Below are 15,128 nucleotides of genomic sequence, written 5' to 3'. Positions count from 1 at the left end.
TGCGGTTCTCCGTCAGTCGAAGTCCAGCACGCGCAGGCCCACCTGGAGCGTTACGGTGTCGCCGTCGGCTCCGGTCACGCGCAGCGAGTGGATGAGCAGCAGGGGAGAGCGGCCGTCCGGCGTGGCCAGTGCGGCCAGGGCCGCTCCGGCAAACGGGAAGGACACGGATGCCTGGAGGTCGACGGGCCAGTACGCGTAGTCCACGGCATCATCGTCGCCCGGCTCCTGCCATCCCTCGCTGAAGGCCGCCTGCTCCGGGGCCGGCCGCACGGGGTCGCCCACGACGATCTGGTCCACGGCGCAGGAGCCCACCGGCGCCAGCAGCGACACCAGGACGTCGACGATGCAGGCCCGCTTCTCGATGCTCTTGAAGTCGGAGCGCGGAGGCACCTGCCGGGGGGCCTCCCAGGGGTAGACGGGGAGGAACTTCCTGGGATTCGGGCAGCGCGCCCGGGCGGCCAGCGCGGCCCGCAGATCGACGTACTTGAGCTTCACCGCCATGGCGTCGCCGGAGAGGCTGTCCAGGATGTTCCGTTCCAGCATGCGGTCGCGGCTCCGGTAGAAGCCGCGCGTCCGCTCGATCTCCTCCGCCAGGGCCGCCGTGAAACGCCGTTCGGCGTCGATCTGCGTCTGTGTCGGCAGCGCCGCGGTGCGCAGCCACCGGGCAAGCGACTCCTCCGCCTCGGCCAGCTCCCGCGAGCGGTCGCGCCAGTCCGCCATGGCCGGATAGAGCCCGAGGGCGGCGAACACGGGGATCCCGAGGCCGACGAGCCCGAGGACGGCGTTGAACAGGTATCTGCGGCGCCGTGCCGAACTGGTGTTGACGCCTCTCAAGGCCGGGATCCTCCGGGACTCAGCACGGGCAGTCCGGCGGGCGGCGTCTTCGGCACGGCGAAGCGTACGCCGAACTCCAGCGTCTCGTCGTCGAACGCGGTCGGCGCCACGGCCGAGAAGACGCACAGCCCCTCGCCGTCCTCCTCGGGAAACGGTTCGGCCAGAACGATGCGGGTTTCGGACGCGACCTCCTCCACCTCCTGCCACTGTCCTGCCGGGAGCACACGCACGAGGTCGCCCGGGGCGACCGTCGCGAACCAGGCGCCCTCGTCCAGTTCGACCGTCTTGCTGCCCTTGACGAACGTCCCCCGGGCCGACGCCTTTCGCAGCGAGGCCAGCCCCTGCAGGCGGGGCAGCAGCACGCGTACGAACGTGCTGTAGGCGTCGCGCGGGTTGCCGCGCCGCGGCATGCGGATGATGCCGTTCAGGCTCCCGACGAGCATCGGCGGGCCCTGGTCCTCGGTGGGTTCCGGCTCCGGCTCGGAGGCGACGTCGAGCATGGAATGATCGCGCCGCATGGCCGGGGCCGCCCCGGCCCGGGCCGCCTCCAGCTCCTTGAGCGCCGCCGTGTCGCGGCAGCGGTAGTCGGACAGCAGGAACGTGTGCTGCGACTCCCGCCCGGCCTGCGCGAGTGCGTCGACGATTTCCATGAGAATCTGCACCGACTGCGTGCGCCCGCGCGAGAGCGAGAGGAGGCGTCTCAGCTCCTTCTCCTCCGGCTCCCTGGCCATTGCCCGGGCCAGCTCCTGCTGGTTCTGCGTGGCGATCGTGGCCAGCATGCGGTAGTCGTCCAGCGGCTCGCGGATGGCGGCCGTTGCCATGCGGCTCAGGACGTAGAACGTCAGCATCACGCCCCAGAGCACCAGGGCGGCGGCCAGGAGGAGCCCCTTGGCGCGGGAGATGCGGCCAACCCGCACGCCCTTCTTGGGCAGGAAGGAGACCCCGACCGTATCCCGGTCGGCCGCGCAGAGCGCCGCGCCGATCGCGACGGCCAGCTCGTCCAGGTGGGCGCCGATGAACTGCGCGTCCGCGTCGGGCGAGACCACGATGTGCTTGAGTTCGTCGATGCCGCCGACGGGGTGGCGCAGGGCTTTGCCGAGCACCGTTCGAACGCCGGGCAGATGGCTCGTGCCGCCCACGACGAGGGCGGCGTCCAGCTCCGTCGGGCCCCCCATGCGCTCGATGTAGGTCATGTTGGCCTTGACGTTGCGCACCAGCTCGTGCAGGGTGGGGCGCATCGTGCCGGCAATCTGCGGGCCGATGCGCGAGCGCGCGATGTTCCGCTTGGCGCGCTCGGCGTCCTCATGCGACAGCTCGAACTCCTCCTGCAACTGCGCGGTGATGCGGTTGCCGCCCGTCAGCATGCTGCGGAGCCAGAAGCGGCCGTCGGACATCAGGAGCATGTTCGTGTTCTCGCCCCCGATGTCCAGGACGAGCGTGCGCCCCGTGTCTCCGCACTCCAGGCGGAGGAAGTCGACCAGGGCCAGGGGGGCCAGCGTGATGATGTCGACGTGCCCGATCTCCAACTGGGAGAAGAGGCCGACGTAGGTCTCGATCACGTTGCGTTTGACGGCCAGCAGCAGGCCGTGGCGCGTGGGTTCCCCGGGCCGTTCGTCGAACAGGAGGTAGTCCCACGCCACTTCGTCCAGGACGAACGGGATCTCGTTGGCGGCCTCATAGCGCACCATCTCGTCGATCTTCCGGCTGCCCACGCTGGGCAGGGTCAGGTCGCGGACGAAGGTGTTCTGGGCGGGGATGGCGACGCAGACGGGCGCCTTGTGCAGGGGATGCCGGTTGCGGAACTCGTGCAGCGCCCGCCACAGGCGGCCGTCGCGCGTCGGGTCCTGGGCGGGATCGGGAGGGGGGCCCTCCAGGGGCACCGAATCGGCCCGGATGATCTGGATGCCTTCGTCCGAAGCATCGATCAGAACACCCTTTACGGCCGACCGACCCAGGTCGAGTCCCCAAACCCGCTTCTTGAGCATATGGTTGACCCCTGGCCGGAACTTACCCGATTCCCAGCTTGCCGACTCCATGGTAGCAGAAGAGGGGGAGCGCTGCCAACGGCCGCGGCGGTTCCGGCGCTACGGAGGGCTGTCCGGGCCGGGGCCCGGAGCGGCGGGAACGCCCGGGGCGACTCGTGCGGCCTTCCGCAGGCTGTCCAGCGCCGCCCGGAGGGGCCCGGACTGCTCCGGCGCGGGCTCGCGGCCTCCGAAGCGCACCTGGTAGAACAGGTCGGTCACCAGGTCCAGGGCCGCGCGGGGCGACGGGCCGCCGCCGGCGGGCGGGCCGGCCAGTTGCGCGGCGGCCATCGGGACGAACTCCCGGGGGGTCAGATGCGGCGGGCGGCGGATCCCCTTGCGGTTCAGAATGACGACCATGTCCCGGTAGAACCACACGGGCGGCACCGCCGATCCTCCCGGCGTCCCGTGCCCCAACCGGGCCAGCGTCCAGCGGGCCGCCAGGTAGAACCCCATCCCGCCGACCGTCAGCAGGACGACCAGCGAGGCGACCTGCACCAGCCCGGAGCCCGGGAGTCCGGGCATCAGGGGCCCGACGATCCCGCCGGCTCGTTCCGCCAGGCTGGAGGTCACGGCGGACAGCTCTTCGAACACACGGCGCTGCTTGGCGCGGCTGAAGCCGAGGATGCTGCTCTCCCAGTGCCTGCGGATGCGACGGAAGATGCCCGTTGCGAGCGACTGGAGGCCGCTCAGAAGGCCGCCCACCGCGCCGGTCTCGGAGGCTTCCTCGTACAGGTCGGGCGTGTCGGGCGTGGGATCGAATTCCACCCAGCCGCGGTCCCGGAAGCAGACCTCGACCCAGGCGTGCGCGTGCTTGTCCCGGAAGACGTGTGCCTGCGAGGCCGGCTCGTAGTCGCCGCCCTTGAAGCCCGTCGCCAGGCGGGTGGGGATGCCCCAGACGCGCAGGATCAGGGCCATGGCCGTGGCGAACTGCTCGCAACTGCCCGCCCGCGTCTCGGTCAGGAATGCCTCGATCGGGTCCAGCGATCCGAAGGGGGGCAGGTCCAGCGTGTAGCGGAACCGCCCGGCGTCCTTCAGGTAGCGTTGCACGGCCAGCACCCGGTCGTAGTCCGTCTGCGCCGGGTAGGTGCGGAGCACATCGTCGGCGACCGCCTGAAGTGTCGGGCGGATCGAGGGAGGCAGTTGCCAGTAGATCCACGAGTTGGCATCGGGCGGCGGCGTGCCCACCCGGCGAAGGTCGGCGGCGGCGAACTGGGGAACCAGGGAGATGGCGTTGTAGGAGTCGCCCGGGCGCAGGGGCTCCCGGAGGGTGACCGTGTGTTCCGGCATGGCCAGGCGCTCGATTCCGCTCCCGCCCATGTCGGCCCACGTCAGGCGGTAGAGGGCGAACAGCACGTTCGACGGCCGTCCCTCCATCGCAACGCTCTGCAACACGCTGCGTCGCGCAACCGGCTTGCTGCGCAGGAGATACACGTCCTTCGAAATGAGTTCCCCGGTGGTGCCCCGGCCCGCCGAGAGCTGGGCGGGGGCCGACTCCGGCGGCGCAACGCTCGACCAGCGGCCGGCGTGATACCCGGCCAGGCTCTGTCCGCGCATGAGCATCCTGCGTGGGGTCGCCGCCGTCTCCCGTCCGTCCTCGAGCGCCCGGAACTGAACGCGCATCACCACCCGGTCGCTCTGGCCAACCGGGCCGACCTCTCGCAGCGAGACGTTCTCGGAGAACCCGACCATCTGCCGGGCGAACCGCCTGTGGTGGCTGCGCGACGGGAACAACCTGGGCAGCAGCACGAAGAAGACCGCCGTGCCGAGGAGCACGACGACGGCGGGCAGGAGCAGGGCGCTCGCCATGTGCCGCCCGGTCGCCCAGGTCCGCGCCCTGCGGTTCGCCTCGGTCTCCTGCGAGACGGGCGGGAACAGGGCCAGGACGGCCAGCCCCCACATCAGCGAGCCGGCGGCCAGGAGAAAGGCGGGGACGTACAGGAGTTCCTGGGCCCAGATGCTGGCGACCAGGATGACAAAGATGGCGGCGACGTGAATCAGGCGCAGGTCGCGGACCGTATGGGTGCCGTAGAGCTTGATCAACTGGACGAGGACAAGGAAGTGCGCGAGTCCGTAGCTCACGTCGACGCTCGTGTAGGCGGCCTGCATGAGCCCGAACGCCAGGGCTGCGATGGCCAGCAACTGGCCCGCCGCCGGCGGGAGCAGGGCCTTGCCCGCAGGCCCCACGAGCAGACCATGGCCGGCGCAGAGCACGACCGCGACGGCCGCGTAGCCCAGCGCGTGCTCGGCGACCCCGAGCAGGGCCGCCCCGCTCACGATGGTCGCGTAGGTGGTCAGGAGCAGCAGCCGGGTCTGGCGGAGTCCGGCCGGCTGCTTGCACGCGCTGTCAGAGGCGGAATAGCTCATCGAACTCCGATTGGCTGACGTCCACGATCAGGGATCCGGACGCATCGAGACCCGGCATGGCCCGGCCGACGGCGTTCGGAAGGGGGCCCGGCGTCACCACGCAGGCGCCGCCGGGGCGCATCCCGTCTCCGCCCAGGGCCGGCCCCAGATCGGCCGGGGTGTGCTCGGTCGTCATGCCGGCCAGCGCGAGCACCTCCAGGATGCCGTCCAGGTGGCCGCGGCCCGTGTCGTAGGGCAGGACGACCGGCTCGGGGCAGTAGGAGGCAAACGCGTAGAAGACGTTCCGGCGCGTCAGCAGGTCGGCCAGGGTGGCGACGAAGCTGACGGCCAGATCGAAGCGTTCCTGCCGGGCCCGCGTCCGTTCCGGCGACTCGGCGGGCGCGTGCGCGTCCAGGAGGATCAGCACGCTCTGGAACTGCTGCTGTTCGAACTCGCGGATGTAGAGCTTGTGCAGGCGCGCGCTCGTCGGCCAGTGGATCAGGCGGGGGTTGTCGCCCGGCTGGTATTCGCGCAGCCCCCGGTACTCCCCCTCGGAGTCCCGGCGCCGCAGGGGCACCGCCCACTCCGGCTCGCTGCCGCCGTAGTGGGACAGGACGTCCGTGTCGATGTGGCCGAGTCGGGGGAGCACGAGCACGTCGCGGTGGAGGTAGACCTCGCGTGTGGCCTCCAGAACGCCGAAGGGGAAGCTCGTGCGGATGGCGAGGGCGTGCAGCGGGTGCAGGCCGCGCCTCGGCAGGGTGTGCGGCAGGGGCACGCCCTCCGAGCGGCCGGGACGCAGCCGGCCGACGAGCCATCCGACCTCCTGGCCCTCCCCGACGGCGTTCAAGCCCAGCGAGAGGGCGAACGCGCTGAAGAACCGCTTGGCGTTCCGGAGGCGGATGCCGACGCGGAACGGCTCCCCGGCGAACACCCGTTCGGGCACGTCCCAGTCAACGCCCAGGTGGGCCAGCAGCAGCCAGGGCCAGGCGGCGGCGCAGACGGCGGCGGCCAGCAGGAACGCCGCCGTCAGGTAGAGCAGGTTGATGCCCCAGTGCAGCGACATGAAGGCGCAGACGACGGCGATGCCGCAGTAGAGGCCGCCCCAACTGGTCAGGCGCGCCCGGAAGCGCGTGTGGCTCAGGGAGCGGCCCTCCGGCCACATGGCCGAGAGGACCACCGCCAGGAACTGCCAGAAGAAGGCCAGGATCACCACCAGCAGGGCGGTGTCGTAGCTGCGCAGCAGCAGGGCCGGCGGGATGACGGCCACGGCGGCCAGCCACACGCTGAAGGCGATCGACCGGGCCGCCTCGACCAGTCGGCGCTTGCGGCTGCTGTCCGTTGGAGCCATGGTCTCGCACCTCGACGAAACCGCGCCGGCAGGCGCGCGCACCGTGCGCCGCCCGGGGCCGGGCGCCCTACAGCGTGACGGGCACCTGGCCGAGGATCTCCCGCACGATCCGTGCCGATTCCTCGAAGCTGCTGGCTCCCGCGCCTCGCGAGGCCCGCCGGAAGCGCATCCTGTGCGAGAGCACCGGCACGGCGAGTTCCTTGACGTCGTCGGGCGTCACGTAGTCGCGTCCCCGCACGATGGCCAGTGCCTGGGCGGCCCGGTAGAGGTGCACGCTGCCCCGGGGGCTGACGCCCGTGAGGACGCCCTCGTGCCGGCGCGTCGCCTCCACCAGGCGGATCACGTAGTCCAGGGCCTCGTCGCTGACGCGGATCCGGCGCACCAGCATCTGAAGCTCCAGCACCTGGGTGCCGCGCATGACGGGCTCCACGTCTTCGATCGGATGGCTGACTTTCTGGTCCCGGACGATGCGCTTGCTCTGCTCCGTGGTCGGGTAGCCGAGGTTCATGCGCAGGAAGAACCGGTCGAGCTGGGACTCGGGCAGCGGATAGGTGCCCTCGAACTCGAACGGGTTCTGCGTGGCCAGCACGCAGAAGGGCACCGGCAGGGGATGCCCCACGCCGTCGACCGTGATCTGGTACTCGTCCATGGCCTCCAGGAGGCAGCTCTGGGTCTTCGGGGTGGTGCGGTTGATCTCGTCGGCCAAGACGATGTTGGCGAACAGCGGGCCGCGCTTGAAGACGAAGCGCGACTGGCTCTCGTCGTAGATGTTCAGGCCCAGAAGGTCGGCCGGCAGCAGGTCGGGCGTGAACTGGATGCGGCGGAACTCGCAGTCCAGCGCGCGCGCGATCGTGTGCGCCAGGATCGTCTTGCCCACCCCGGGAACGTCCTCGATGATCAGGTGACCGCCGGCCAGCAGGGCGACGAGGGCCAGCTCCACGCGATCCCTCTTGCCCACGTAGACCTTCTCGATCTCGTCGATCAGCCGGCGCAGCAGTTCGGCGGGTGCCGCCATGTCGGGCAGCCGGTCAGGTTCACGCATGGTCGCTCCTCATCTCTGAGCTGCGAAGAACGCTTCCAAGCACCTCGGCGCGAGTCCCAGCGCTCATCGAGTATATGGCGGCCACGGGGACTGCGCAAGGAGCCGCGCGCGCGCCCGCCGCCGGCCAAGCGGCGGCGGGGAGGCGGCGGGGGGGGCCAAATGGCTTGATTTCGCGGCGCCCGAGGCCCGATAATGCTCCCGTGGCATGGTTCGAACACAGCGCGCGCGGCCGTCCCCTGTGTGTGCGCCGTTCGGCCGTGCATCCCGCCGCCGTCGGAGGCGTAGATGAAGATCGGGGTTACATACTACCCGGAACACTGGTCCGAGGATCGATGGCTCGAAGATGCTCGGTTGATGCGCAAAGCGGGCGTGGAGTTCGTCCGGCTGGGCGAGTACGCCTGGTGGAGGCTTGAACCGCGCCGGGCGCAGTTCGACTCTGCGTGGCTGGACAAGGCCATCGAGACAGTGTCCGGACAGGGCCTGAAGGTGATCTTCTGTACGCCGACGGCGGCGCCGCCCCCCTGGCTGTTCGTGCGCCACCCCAGCATACCGCCCCGCGACGCCGACGACACGCCCTGGTGCCGCGGCAGCCGCCGCCACGTGTGCCTGAACAACCGCCCGTACCGCCGCTACGTGCGCCGCATCATGCGCGACGTCGCCCGCGCCTTCGCCGCCAACCCCTCCATCTACGCATGGCAGGTCCACAGCGGCCTCGGCGCGCCCCCGGCCACCCGCTGCTACTGCGACGACTGCGAGCAAGCATTCCGCGAGTGGCTCAAACGCCGCTACGGCATCATCGACCGGGTCAACAGGCTCTGGGGCACCGGCACCTGGAGCCAGCACTTCAACGACTGGCACGAGATCCCCGCCCCCCGGCGCACGCCCGGAGGCCCCCATCCGTCCCTGGCGCTCGATTACGACCGTTTCGTCTCGGCGACCTGCCGCGACTTCGTGGCCGAGCAGCGCGAGCTGATCGAACAGTACACCGGCGACCAGAAGCCGATCATCACGACCGACCCGCCCCTGCTCGAGGCCGACCGCGTGGACGGGTTCGAGATGGCCGGGCAGTTGAACGTCGTGGGCCTCAGCAACGAGCCCGGCCCGGTCGGCGACCCCGCGCGCGTCGCCCTGGCGCTGGACCTCGCGCGCAGCGTGAAGGGCCGGCCCTTCTGGGTGCTGGGGCAGCAGACCGGGGCGGTCACCCGGGACGGGCAGTTGTCGGTGCCGCGCCCCGGGCAGCTCCGGCTCTGGTCCTTCCAGACCGCCGCGCACGGCGCCGAGATGGTCGTCTACGGCCCCTGGCACACGCTGGCCGTCGGACAGCAGATGCTCAACGACGGCCTGTGGACGCCCGAGGGGCCCCCCGGGCGGCGCTACGACGAAGTGGCCGCGACCGCTGCCGAGCTGGCCGCCACGGCGGACTGCTGGATGGGGCGGCCCCCCATGGCGCGGGCCGCCATGGTGCTGGACCTGGCGGCGTACTGGGCGCTCCAGGCCGGGCCGGCGCTGGGCGGCCTCGACTACATGGCGCAGTTCGAGCAACTGTACCGCCTGCTGCGCCGGCGCGGCATCGCCGTCGACCTGCTGGCGCCCGGCCAGAAGCCCGACGAGGGCCATTCGCTGCTCGTCGTGCCGATGCCCGTGATCCTGCGCGAGCAGGACGCCGCCGTCTGGCGCGCGTTCGCAGAGGCCGGCGGCACGGTGTTCGTCACCTCACCGGCCGGCCAGAGGACGGTCCACAACACCGTGGAGCCGACCTTGCCCAATCCGTGCGACGAGGCGGTCGGCTGCCGCGTTTCGGACTGGGACCTGCTGCCGCCCGGCCGGTCCAACTCGGTGGTCTTCCCGGAGGCCGTCCTGTCCGCCGGCCCCCTCTGCTGCATCCTGGATCCGGACGGCGCCGAACCCCTGGCGTCTTACGGCGGCGAGCACTACGCGGGCCGGCCGGCGTTCACGCGCGTGCGGCATGGCGAGGGCGCCCTGTACATGCTCGGCGCCGCCGGCGGGATCGACCTGCTGGAGCGCGCGCTGGGCGAGGCGCTCGGCGAGGCCCGCCTGGAGGCCCATCCCTGGGCGTCCGAGACGGTCGAGGTCGTGCCCTTGCGGGTCCGTGGGGGGGAGCCGCCCCTGACCTTTGTTCTGAACCACGGCGACGAACCCGCCGCGCTGCCGCTGCCCGAGGGGCAGAGGCGCCGCGACCTGATCACCGGCCACGAGCACACGTCCGATCTGTCCCTGCAGCCGTATGGCGTCGCACTGCTCCAGGGCTGAAACCCGCCGGCGCCGCCTTCCCCGGAGGTCGTCCCCAATGCCGGCAGGAGAGGAGTTCACCCGGCTCGTCGACGTGATGCACCGCCTGCGCAGCGGATGCCCGTGGGACCGCAGCCAGACCCACGCGTCCCTGCGCCCCTACCTGCTCGAGGAGACCTACGAGGTCCTCCACGCGCTCGACGACGAGCGCTTCGAGGAACTCTGCGAGGAACTCGGTGACCTGCTCCTGCAGGTCGTCTTCCACGCCGAACTGGCCGAGGAGGCGGGGCGGTTCGACATCGACGACGTCGTGCGCACGATCAACGAGAAGCTCATCCGCCGCCATCCCCACGTGTTCGCCGACAAGGAAGCCGCAACGCCCGCCGACGTCCTGCGCCGCTGGGAGAGCATCAAGCGCAACGAGGAAAGGAAGCCCTCGTCCCTCCACGGCATCCCCCCCGAGTTGCCCGCGCTCGTCAAGGCCGCCCGCACGCTGTCGAAGATCCGTCAGACCGGCATCGACCCGCTGCGCGGACGCGACGTGGCGGCCGACGCCCGCCGGAGCCTCGACGCGCTGGCGGACGCAGCCGAGCGGGGCGACGCCACGGCGGCCGGTGCCGCCGCCGCGGCCGCTGCGGCCGCCGGCATCCTGGTCCTCTGCGCCGCCGAGCTGGCCGGCCGGGTGCGCGTGAGCGCCGAGGACGCCCTTCGGGCGGCGCTCCGGCGGCTCTCGGACGCGTTCCGCGCCGAGGAGGCGCGCATCGAGGGTGAAGGCCGCGCCCTGGGCGACCTGGATCCGGACGAACGCGCCGGTCTGGAGGCCCGCCTGCTGGCCGCCTGCCGCCAGGAGCCCCGATGAACGCCATCCTGCTGGCCGCCGGCTACGGCACGCGCCTGTACCCGCTGACCGAGCACACGCCCAAGCCGCTCCTGCCGGTCGGCGGGCGTCCGATCCTCGACCGCCTGATCGACCGGCTCGACCGCGTGCCGGAGATCACCCGCCTGGTCCTCGTCAGCAACGAACGCTTCCGCACGCAGTTCCTCGACTGGGCCGCCGCCCCGGACCGCGCGCGCCCGGTCGAGGTCATCAGCGACGGCTCGACCGCGAACGAGAACCGCCTGGGTGCCGTCGCCGACATCCGGTTCGCCGTCGAACACTGCGGCCTCGACGGCGAGCCCGCCTACGTGATGGCCACCGACAACCTGCCGCGCTTCGACGTCAGCGACCTGCTCGGGCCGTGGCGCGCGCACGGCGTCAGCGCCGTCTTCGCCTGCCTTGTGCCCGACCCGCGCGAGCTGACCCGCATGGGCGTCGCCGAACTGGACGCCCACGGGCGGATCGTCAGCTTCGAGGAGAAGCCCGCCCGACCCCGGGGCCGGTTCCGCGTCCCGCCGTTCTACCTCTACACCGCCGAGGCCATCGACGCTCTGCCCGAGTTCCTCTCCGAAGGCGGCAATGCCGACGCGCCCGGCCACTACCTGGCCTGGTGGGTGCGCCGCGGCCCGGTCGAGGCCCTCCGCCGCGACGAGGGCACCTACGACGTCGGCACGCTGGAGAGCTACCGGGCCGTCTGCGCGGCCTTCGGCAGTCCCGGAGACGCGCCGCCCGGCGGCCGGCCCACCCCCGGGTAACCCCGGGCGTCCGGAATGGGTAGCCCCGGGCGTCCCCGCCCGGGGTGCACGGACGCACACGGACGCACACGGACGCACACGGACGGGCAGGCCCCCGGCTGTGCCCACGCCTCGCCCGATCTGCGCCGCACCGCCGGCGCGCGGTGTGCCACGCACTTGAAGGCCGTCCGGCCCTGTGCTACGATACGGTCCGCCGTGGTGAGCATAGCTCAATTGGTCAGAGCACCAGACTGTGGCTCTGGGGGTTACGGGTTCGACTCCCGTTGCTCACCCCACTCCCGCCCGCCTGCACACTGCGCGTGCGCCGTCTGAGCCTTCGCTGCAGGGGCACGTGTGTCCCGGCAGCGCGTGCACACGCCCCCCGGGCAGCGCGCCGCGGGGGCGCCGGCCCTCAGAGGAGGGCGGTGCTGAAGTAGCGTTCGGCCCGGTCGGGCAGGACGGTCGTGATGGTCCTGCCCTCCATGCGCTCGGCGAGCCGACGGGCGGCCCAGACGTTCGCCCCGGACGAGATGCCCACCAGCAGGCCGTGAGAGCGGCCGAGTTCGCGCGTCGTCTCGATGGCGTCGTCGTCGCTGACCTCGATGACCTCGTCGACCAGCGACACGTCGAGCACGGCCGGTATGAACCCGTCGCCGATGCCCTGGATCTGGTGCAGGCCCGGCTCGTGTCCGAGCAGGGCGGAGACGTTCCTCGGCTCGACGGCCACGAGGTGCACGTCGGGATTGTGCTCCTTGAGGAACGCGCCGACGCCCTGGAGCGTGCCGCCGCTGCCGACGCCGGCGACGAAGCAGTCGACGCGCCCGCCCATCTGACGCCAGAGTTCAGGGGCGGTCTGCTCGTAGTGGACGCGCGGGTTGTCGGGGTTCTCGAACTGCTGCGGGACGTAGACCCGGGGATCCTCGGCGGCCATCTGCCGCACCCGCTCGACGGCGCCGGCAATGCCCTCGCTGTCGGGTGTCAGCACGAGGTCGGCCCCCAGGGCGACAATCAGCTTCTTGCGCTCCTCGCTCATGCCGGCAGGCATGACGATGCGCACGGGATAGCCCTTCCGACGGCCGATGAGGGCCATGCCGATGCCGGTGTTGCCGGAGGTGGGCTCGACGATGATGCTCTCAGGCGTCAGCCTGTGATCGCGCTCGGCCCCCTCCAGCATGCCCAGGGCGACACGGTCCTTGATGCTGCCGCCCGGGTTCAGGAACTCCGCCTTGGCGAACACGCGTTCGCCGCGCAGTTGAAGCAGCGGCGTGTTCCCGATCAGGTCCAGTATGTTGTTCGTCAACACGAGATGGCCCCTCCGGCCCACGGGATGAGAAGCAGGAGAACCCGGCATTATACCCCGCCCGGACGGCGCGGTCGAAGTCCCGAGCGCCGCCCCGCAGTTGACAGCATGCCGGGCGCTCCCATACCATCGCGGGGGCCCGGGGGGAGTGCCGCCGGGCGTTTCCCTGGAACGATACCGGAGGACCCCTCATGGGGACGGACCGCGGGCAGGCCGAGCCTCGTCGCCTGGACTTCGTGCGCCAGATCGTGGCGGACGGGGTGGAGCAGGGCCGCTTCGGCGGCCGGGTGCATACCCGGTTTCCCCCCGAGCCGAACGGCTACGCCCACATCGGCCACGCGAAAGCGTGCTGGCTGAACTACAGCCTGGCGCGCGAGCACGGCGGCCTGTTCAACCTGCGCTTCGACGACACGAACCCACTGACCGAAGAGTCCCAGTACGTCGACGCCATCATCGAAGACCTGCGCTGGCTGGGCGCCGACTGGGGGGACCGGCTGTTCTTCGCGTCCGACTACTTCGAGCAGATGTACGAATACGCCGTGCAGCTCGTCCGGCAGGGCGATGCCTACGTATGCGACCTCACCGCCGACGAGGTGCGCGAATACCGCGGCACGCCCACGTCGCCCGGACGCGACAGCCCCTATCGCGGGCGTTCGGTGGAGGAGAACCTGGACCTGCTGGCGCGCATGAAGGCAGGGGAGTTCCCCGACGGCGCCCGCACCTTGCGCGCCAGGATCGACATGACGCATCCGAACCTGAACCTGCGCGACCCCGTCATGTACCGCATCCTGCACGCGACGCACTACCGCCGCGGGGACGCTTGGTGCATCTACCCGAGCTACGACTGGGCGCACGGGCTGGAGGACTCGATCGAGGGGGTCACCTACTCGATCTGCTCGAGCGAGTTCGAGAACCACCGTCCGCTCTACGACTGGTTCCTGGAGCGCCTGGGCGTGCACCATCCGCAGCAGATCGAATTCGCCCGCTTCAACGTCTCCGGCGCGATCACCAGCAAGCGCCGTCTCCTGCCGCTGATCCGGCAGGGGCTCGTGAGCGGGTGGGACGACCCCCGGCTGCTGACGATCCAGGGCCTGCGCCGGCGCGGCTACACGCCGGAAGCCCTGCACGACTTCCTGGAGCGGACGGGCATCTCCAAGACCCCGAGCACGGCCGACATGGCGCTCCTGGAGCACTGCCTGCGGGAGCACCTGAACAAGGTGGCCCCCCGCGTGATGGCAGTCCTGGACCCGCTGAAGGTCGTCCTCGTCAACTATCCGGAGGGGCGGACCGAGGAACTCGAGGCGGTGAACAACCCGGAAGACCCCGCCGCCGGCACGCGGCCGGTGCCGTTCTCGCGCGTCCTGTACGTCGAGCGCGAGGATTTCATGGAGGCCCCCCCGCGGAAGTTCTACCGTCTGGCCCCCGGCCGCGAGGTGCGCCTGCGCTACGCCTACTTCATCACCTGCGTCGACGTGGTCAAGGACCCGGATACGGGCGAGGTGGTCGAACTGCACTGCACGTATGACCCGGCCACTCGCGGCGGCGACGCCCCCGACGGGCGCAAGGTGAAGGCGACCTTGCATTGGGTCTCGGCCGCCGACGCGCTGGACGCCGAGGTGCGCCTGTACGACCGCCTGATCCTGGACGCGGAAACCTACGAAGAGGACGAGGAGCCGGACCCGGCCGCCCGGCTCAACCCGGACTCCCTGCAGGTCATCCAGAACGCGAAAGTCGAGCCCTCGCTGGCCGGCGCAGCGGCGGGCGCGCGCTACCAGTTCGAGCGCAGCGGCTACTTCTGCGTCGACCCCGATTCGACCGGGAAACGCCTCGTCTTCAACCGGACCGTCACGCTCCGCGACAAGTGGGCGCGCGTGCAGCAGCAGTCGACCTGACGCCCTACGGGGCGTCGGGGAAGAAGAGGCGCCTGGCAACCGCGGTCGTGGACTCCGCCAGCGCCGCGGCGCTTTCCCCCCGAATGCCGGCCAGCGCGGTCAGCGTCTCCGGCAGGAAGGCCGGCTCGTTGCGCGTGCCCACCCCGGTCGCCGGATACTGATAGGTGCGGCCAGGCGCTCGACCTCCGCGAAGTCACCGGAACACGCGGCCCAGTCCGTGGGGTGGATCCCGACGGCCGCCCGGACCAAATCAGGATGACGGCGCGCGAGGTCGACGCACCGGCGCGATGATCCCAGGTCCGTCCCCACGCAGAAGACTTCGCCCCCACGATCCTGTGGACGGTCTCCAACGTTCAGCTGTCACCGGTCACTTCAAAACCGGCCACGGGTGGTCACTTCAAAACCAGCCCGTTTATGTATGGTAGTTGACTGACATTGGAGCGTTTTCCCTCCCGGATTTCAAGCCTTCTGCTCGGTTGCCCGG

The 15,128-nt window shown here is 71.0% G+C and carries 12 protein-coding genes and 1 tRNA gene; 5 read left to right on the top strand and 8 right to left on the bottom strand.

The window, feature by feature from the left end; translation table 11 throughout:
* Positions 1 to 12: 12 nt before the first annotated feature.
* The 5 genes from GXY85_07880 to GXY85_07860 form a co-directional block, all read right to left on the bottom strand.
* Entirely contained in the window at positions 13 to 834 is an 822-nt protein-coding gene (locus GXY85_07880; GenBank protein ID NLW50750.1) for a hypothetical protein, read from the bottom strand.
* Positions 831 to 2,819 (bottom strand): pilus assembly protein PilM, encoded by a 1,989-nt coding sequence (locus GXY85_07875; protein NLW50749.1) that lies wholly within the window; start codon positions 2,817 to 2,819, stop codon positions 831 to 833. The genes GXY85_07880 and GXY85_07875 overlap by 4 nt, the downstream gene beginning before the upstream one ends.
* A gap of 99 nt (positions 2,820 to 2,918) precedes the next feature.
* Complete coding sequence (locus tag GXY85_07870; protein ID NLW50748.1) at positions 2,919 to 5,222, bottom strand: DUF3488 domain-containing transglutaminase family protein; 2,304 nt, start codon at positions 5,220 to 5,222, stop codon at positions 2,919 to 2,921.
* The gene (locus GXY85_07865) at positions 5,203 to 6,549 is read right to left on the bottom strand and encodes a DUF58 domain-containing protein (protein NLW50747.1); all 1,347 of its coding nucleotides are present in this window, start codon (positions 6,547 to 6,549) and stop codon (positions 5,203 to 5,205) included. The genes GXY85_07870 and GXY85_07865 overlap by 20 nt, the downstream gene beginning before the upstream one ends.
* A gap of 67 nt (positions 6,550 to 6,616) precedes the next feature.
* The gene (locus GXY85_07860) at positions 6,617 to 7,591 is read right to left on the bottom strand and encodes a MoxR family ATPase (GenBank protein ID NLW50746.1); all 975 of its coding nucleotides are present in this window, start codon (positions 7,589 to 7,591) and stop codon (positions 6,617 to 6,619) included.
* Between the two features lie 285 nt (positions 7,592 to 7,876).
* Between GXY85_07860 and GXY85_07855 the strand changes: the two genes are divergently transcribed.
* The 4 genes from GXY85_07855 (at position 7,877) to GXY85_07840 (ending at position 11,748) form a co-directional block, all read left to right on the top strand.
* Entirely contained in the window at positions 7,877 to 9,862 is a 1,986-nt protein-coding gene (locus GXY85_07855) for a beta-galactosidase (GenBank protein NLW50745.1), read from the top strand.
* Positions 9,837 to 10,700 (top strand): nucleoside triphosphate pyrophosphohydrolase, encoded by an 864-nt coding sequence (mazG, locus tag GXY85_07850; protein ID NLW50744.1) that lies wholly within the window; start codon positions 9,837 to 9,839, stop codon positions 10,698 to 10,700. The genes GXY85_07855 and mazG overlap by 26 nt, the downstream gene beginning before the upstream one ends.
* Positions 10,697 to 11,473, top strand: coding sequence for a nucleotidyltransferase family protein (locus GXY85_07845; GenBank protein NLW50743.1), 777 nt, complete (start codon positions 10,697 to 10,699; stop codon positions 11,471 to 11,473). The genes mazG and GXY85_07845 overlap by 4 nt, the downstream gene beginning before the upstream one ends.
* A gap of 198 nt (positions 11,474 to 11,671) precedes the next feature.
* Positions 11,672 to 11,748 (top strand) — tRNA-His (locus GXY85_07840).
* A gap of 116 nt (positions 11,749 to 11,864) precedes the next feature.
* Here the strand turns inward: GXY85_07840 and cysK are convergent.
* A complete protein-coding gene (gene cysK / locus GXY85_07835) occupies positions 11,865 to 12,755 on the bottom strand; it encodes a cysteine synthase A (GenBank protein NLW50742.1) in 891 nt (296 codons plus the stop codon).
* 188 nt (positions 12,756 to 12,943) lie between these two features.
* Here cysK and GXY85_07830 point away from each other — a divergent pair, with 188 nt between their 5' ends.
* On the top strand, positions 12,944 to 14,644 hold the full coding sequence (locus tag GXY85_07830) for a glutamine--tRNA ligase/YqeY domain fusion protein (GenBank protein ID NLW50741.1): 1,701 nt from the start codon (positions 12,944 to 12,946) through the stop codon (positions 14,642 to 14,644).
* Positions 14,645 to 14,648: 4 nt separating this feature from the next.
* On the opposite strand, the gene GXY85_07825 is transcribed toward GXY85_07830, so the two are convergent.
* Positions 14,649 to 14,786 carry a hypothetical protein gene (locus tag GXY85_07825; GenBank protein NLW50740.1) on the bottom strand — a complete coding sequence of 46 codons (138 nt, stop codon included), beginning with the start codon at positions 14,784 to 14,786 and terminating at the stop codon, positions 14,649 to 14,651.
* On the bottom strand, positions 14,744 to 14,953 hold the full coding sequence (locus tag GXY85_07820) for a hypothetical protein (protein ID NLW50739.1): 210 nt from the start codon (positions 14,951 to 14,953) through the stop codon (positions 14,744 to 14,746). Before GXY85_07820 ends, GXY85_07825 begins: the two co-directional genes overlap by 43 nt.
* Positions 14,954 to 15,128 lie beyond the last annotated feature (175 nt).

This window comes from Candidatus Brocadiaceae bacterium (assembly GCA_012728835.1).
Taxonomy (GTDB): Bacteria; Planctomycetota; Brocadiia; order SM23-32; family SM23-32; genus JAAYEJ01.
Note: the sequence above shows the minus strand (reverse complement) of the source record. Positions and strands in the feature narration are given on the sequence as shown.

Excerpts from the sequence above, each read along its gene's own strand:
- GXY85_07855 (NLW50745.1), top strand. The coding sequence starts at position 7,877 with ATGAAGATCGGGGTTACATACTACCCGGAACACTGGTCCGAGGATCGA.
- mazG (NLW50744.1), top strand. The coding sequence starts at position 9,837 with ATGGCGTCGCACTGCTCCAGGGCTGAAACCCGCCGGCGCCGCCTTCCC.
- GXY85_07870 (NLW50748.1), bottom strand. The coding sequence starts at position 5,222 with ATGAGCTATTCCGCCTCTGACAGCGCGTGCAAGCAGCCGGCCGGACTC.
- GXY85_07830 (NLW50741.1), top strand. The coding sequence starts at position 12,944 with ATGGGGACGGACCGCGGGCAGGCCGAGCCTCGTCGCCTGGACTTCGTG.
- GXY85_07860 (NLW50746.1), bottom strand. The coding sequence starts at position 7,591 with ATGCGTGAACCTGACCGGCTGCCCGACATGGCGGCACCCGCCGAACTG.
- GXY85_07845 (NLW50743.1), top strand. The coding sequence starts at position 10,697 with ATGAACGCCATCCTGCTGGCCGCCGGCTACGGCACGCGCCTGTACCCG.
- GXY85_07865 (NLW50747.1), bottom strand. The coding sequence starts at position 6,549 with ATGGCTCCAACGGACAGCAGCCGCAAGCGCCGACTGGTCGAGGCGGCC.
- GXY85_07875 (NLW50749.1), bottom strand. The coding sequence starts at position 2,819 with ATGCTCAAGAAGCGGGTTTGGGGACTCGACCTGGGTCGGTCGGCCGTA.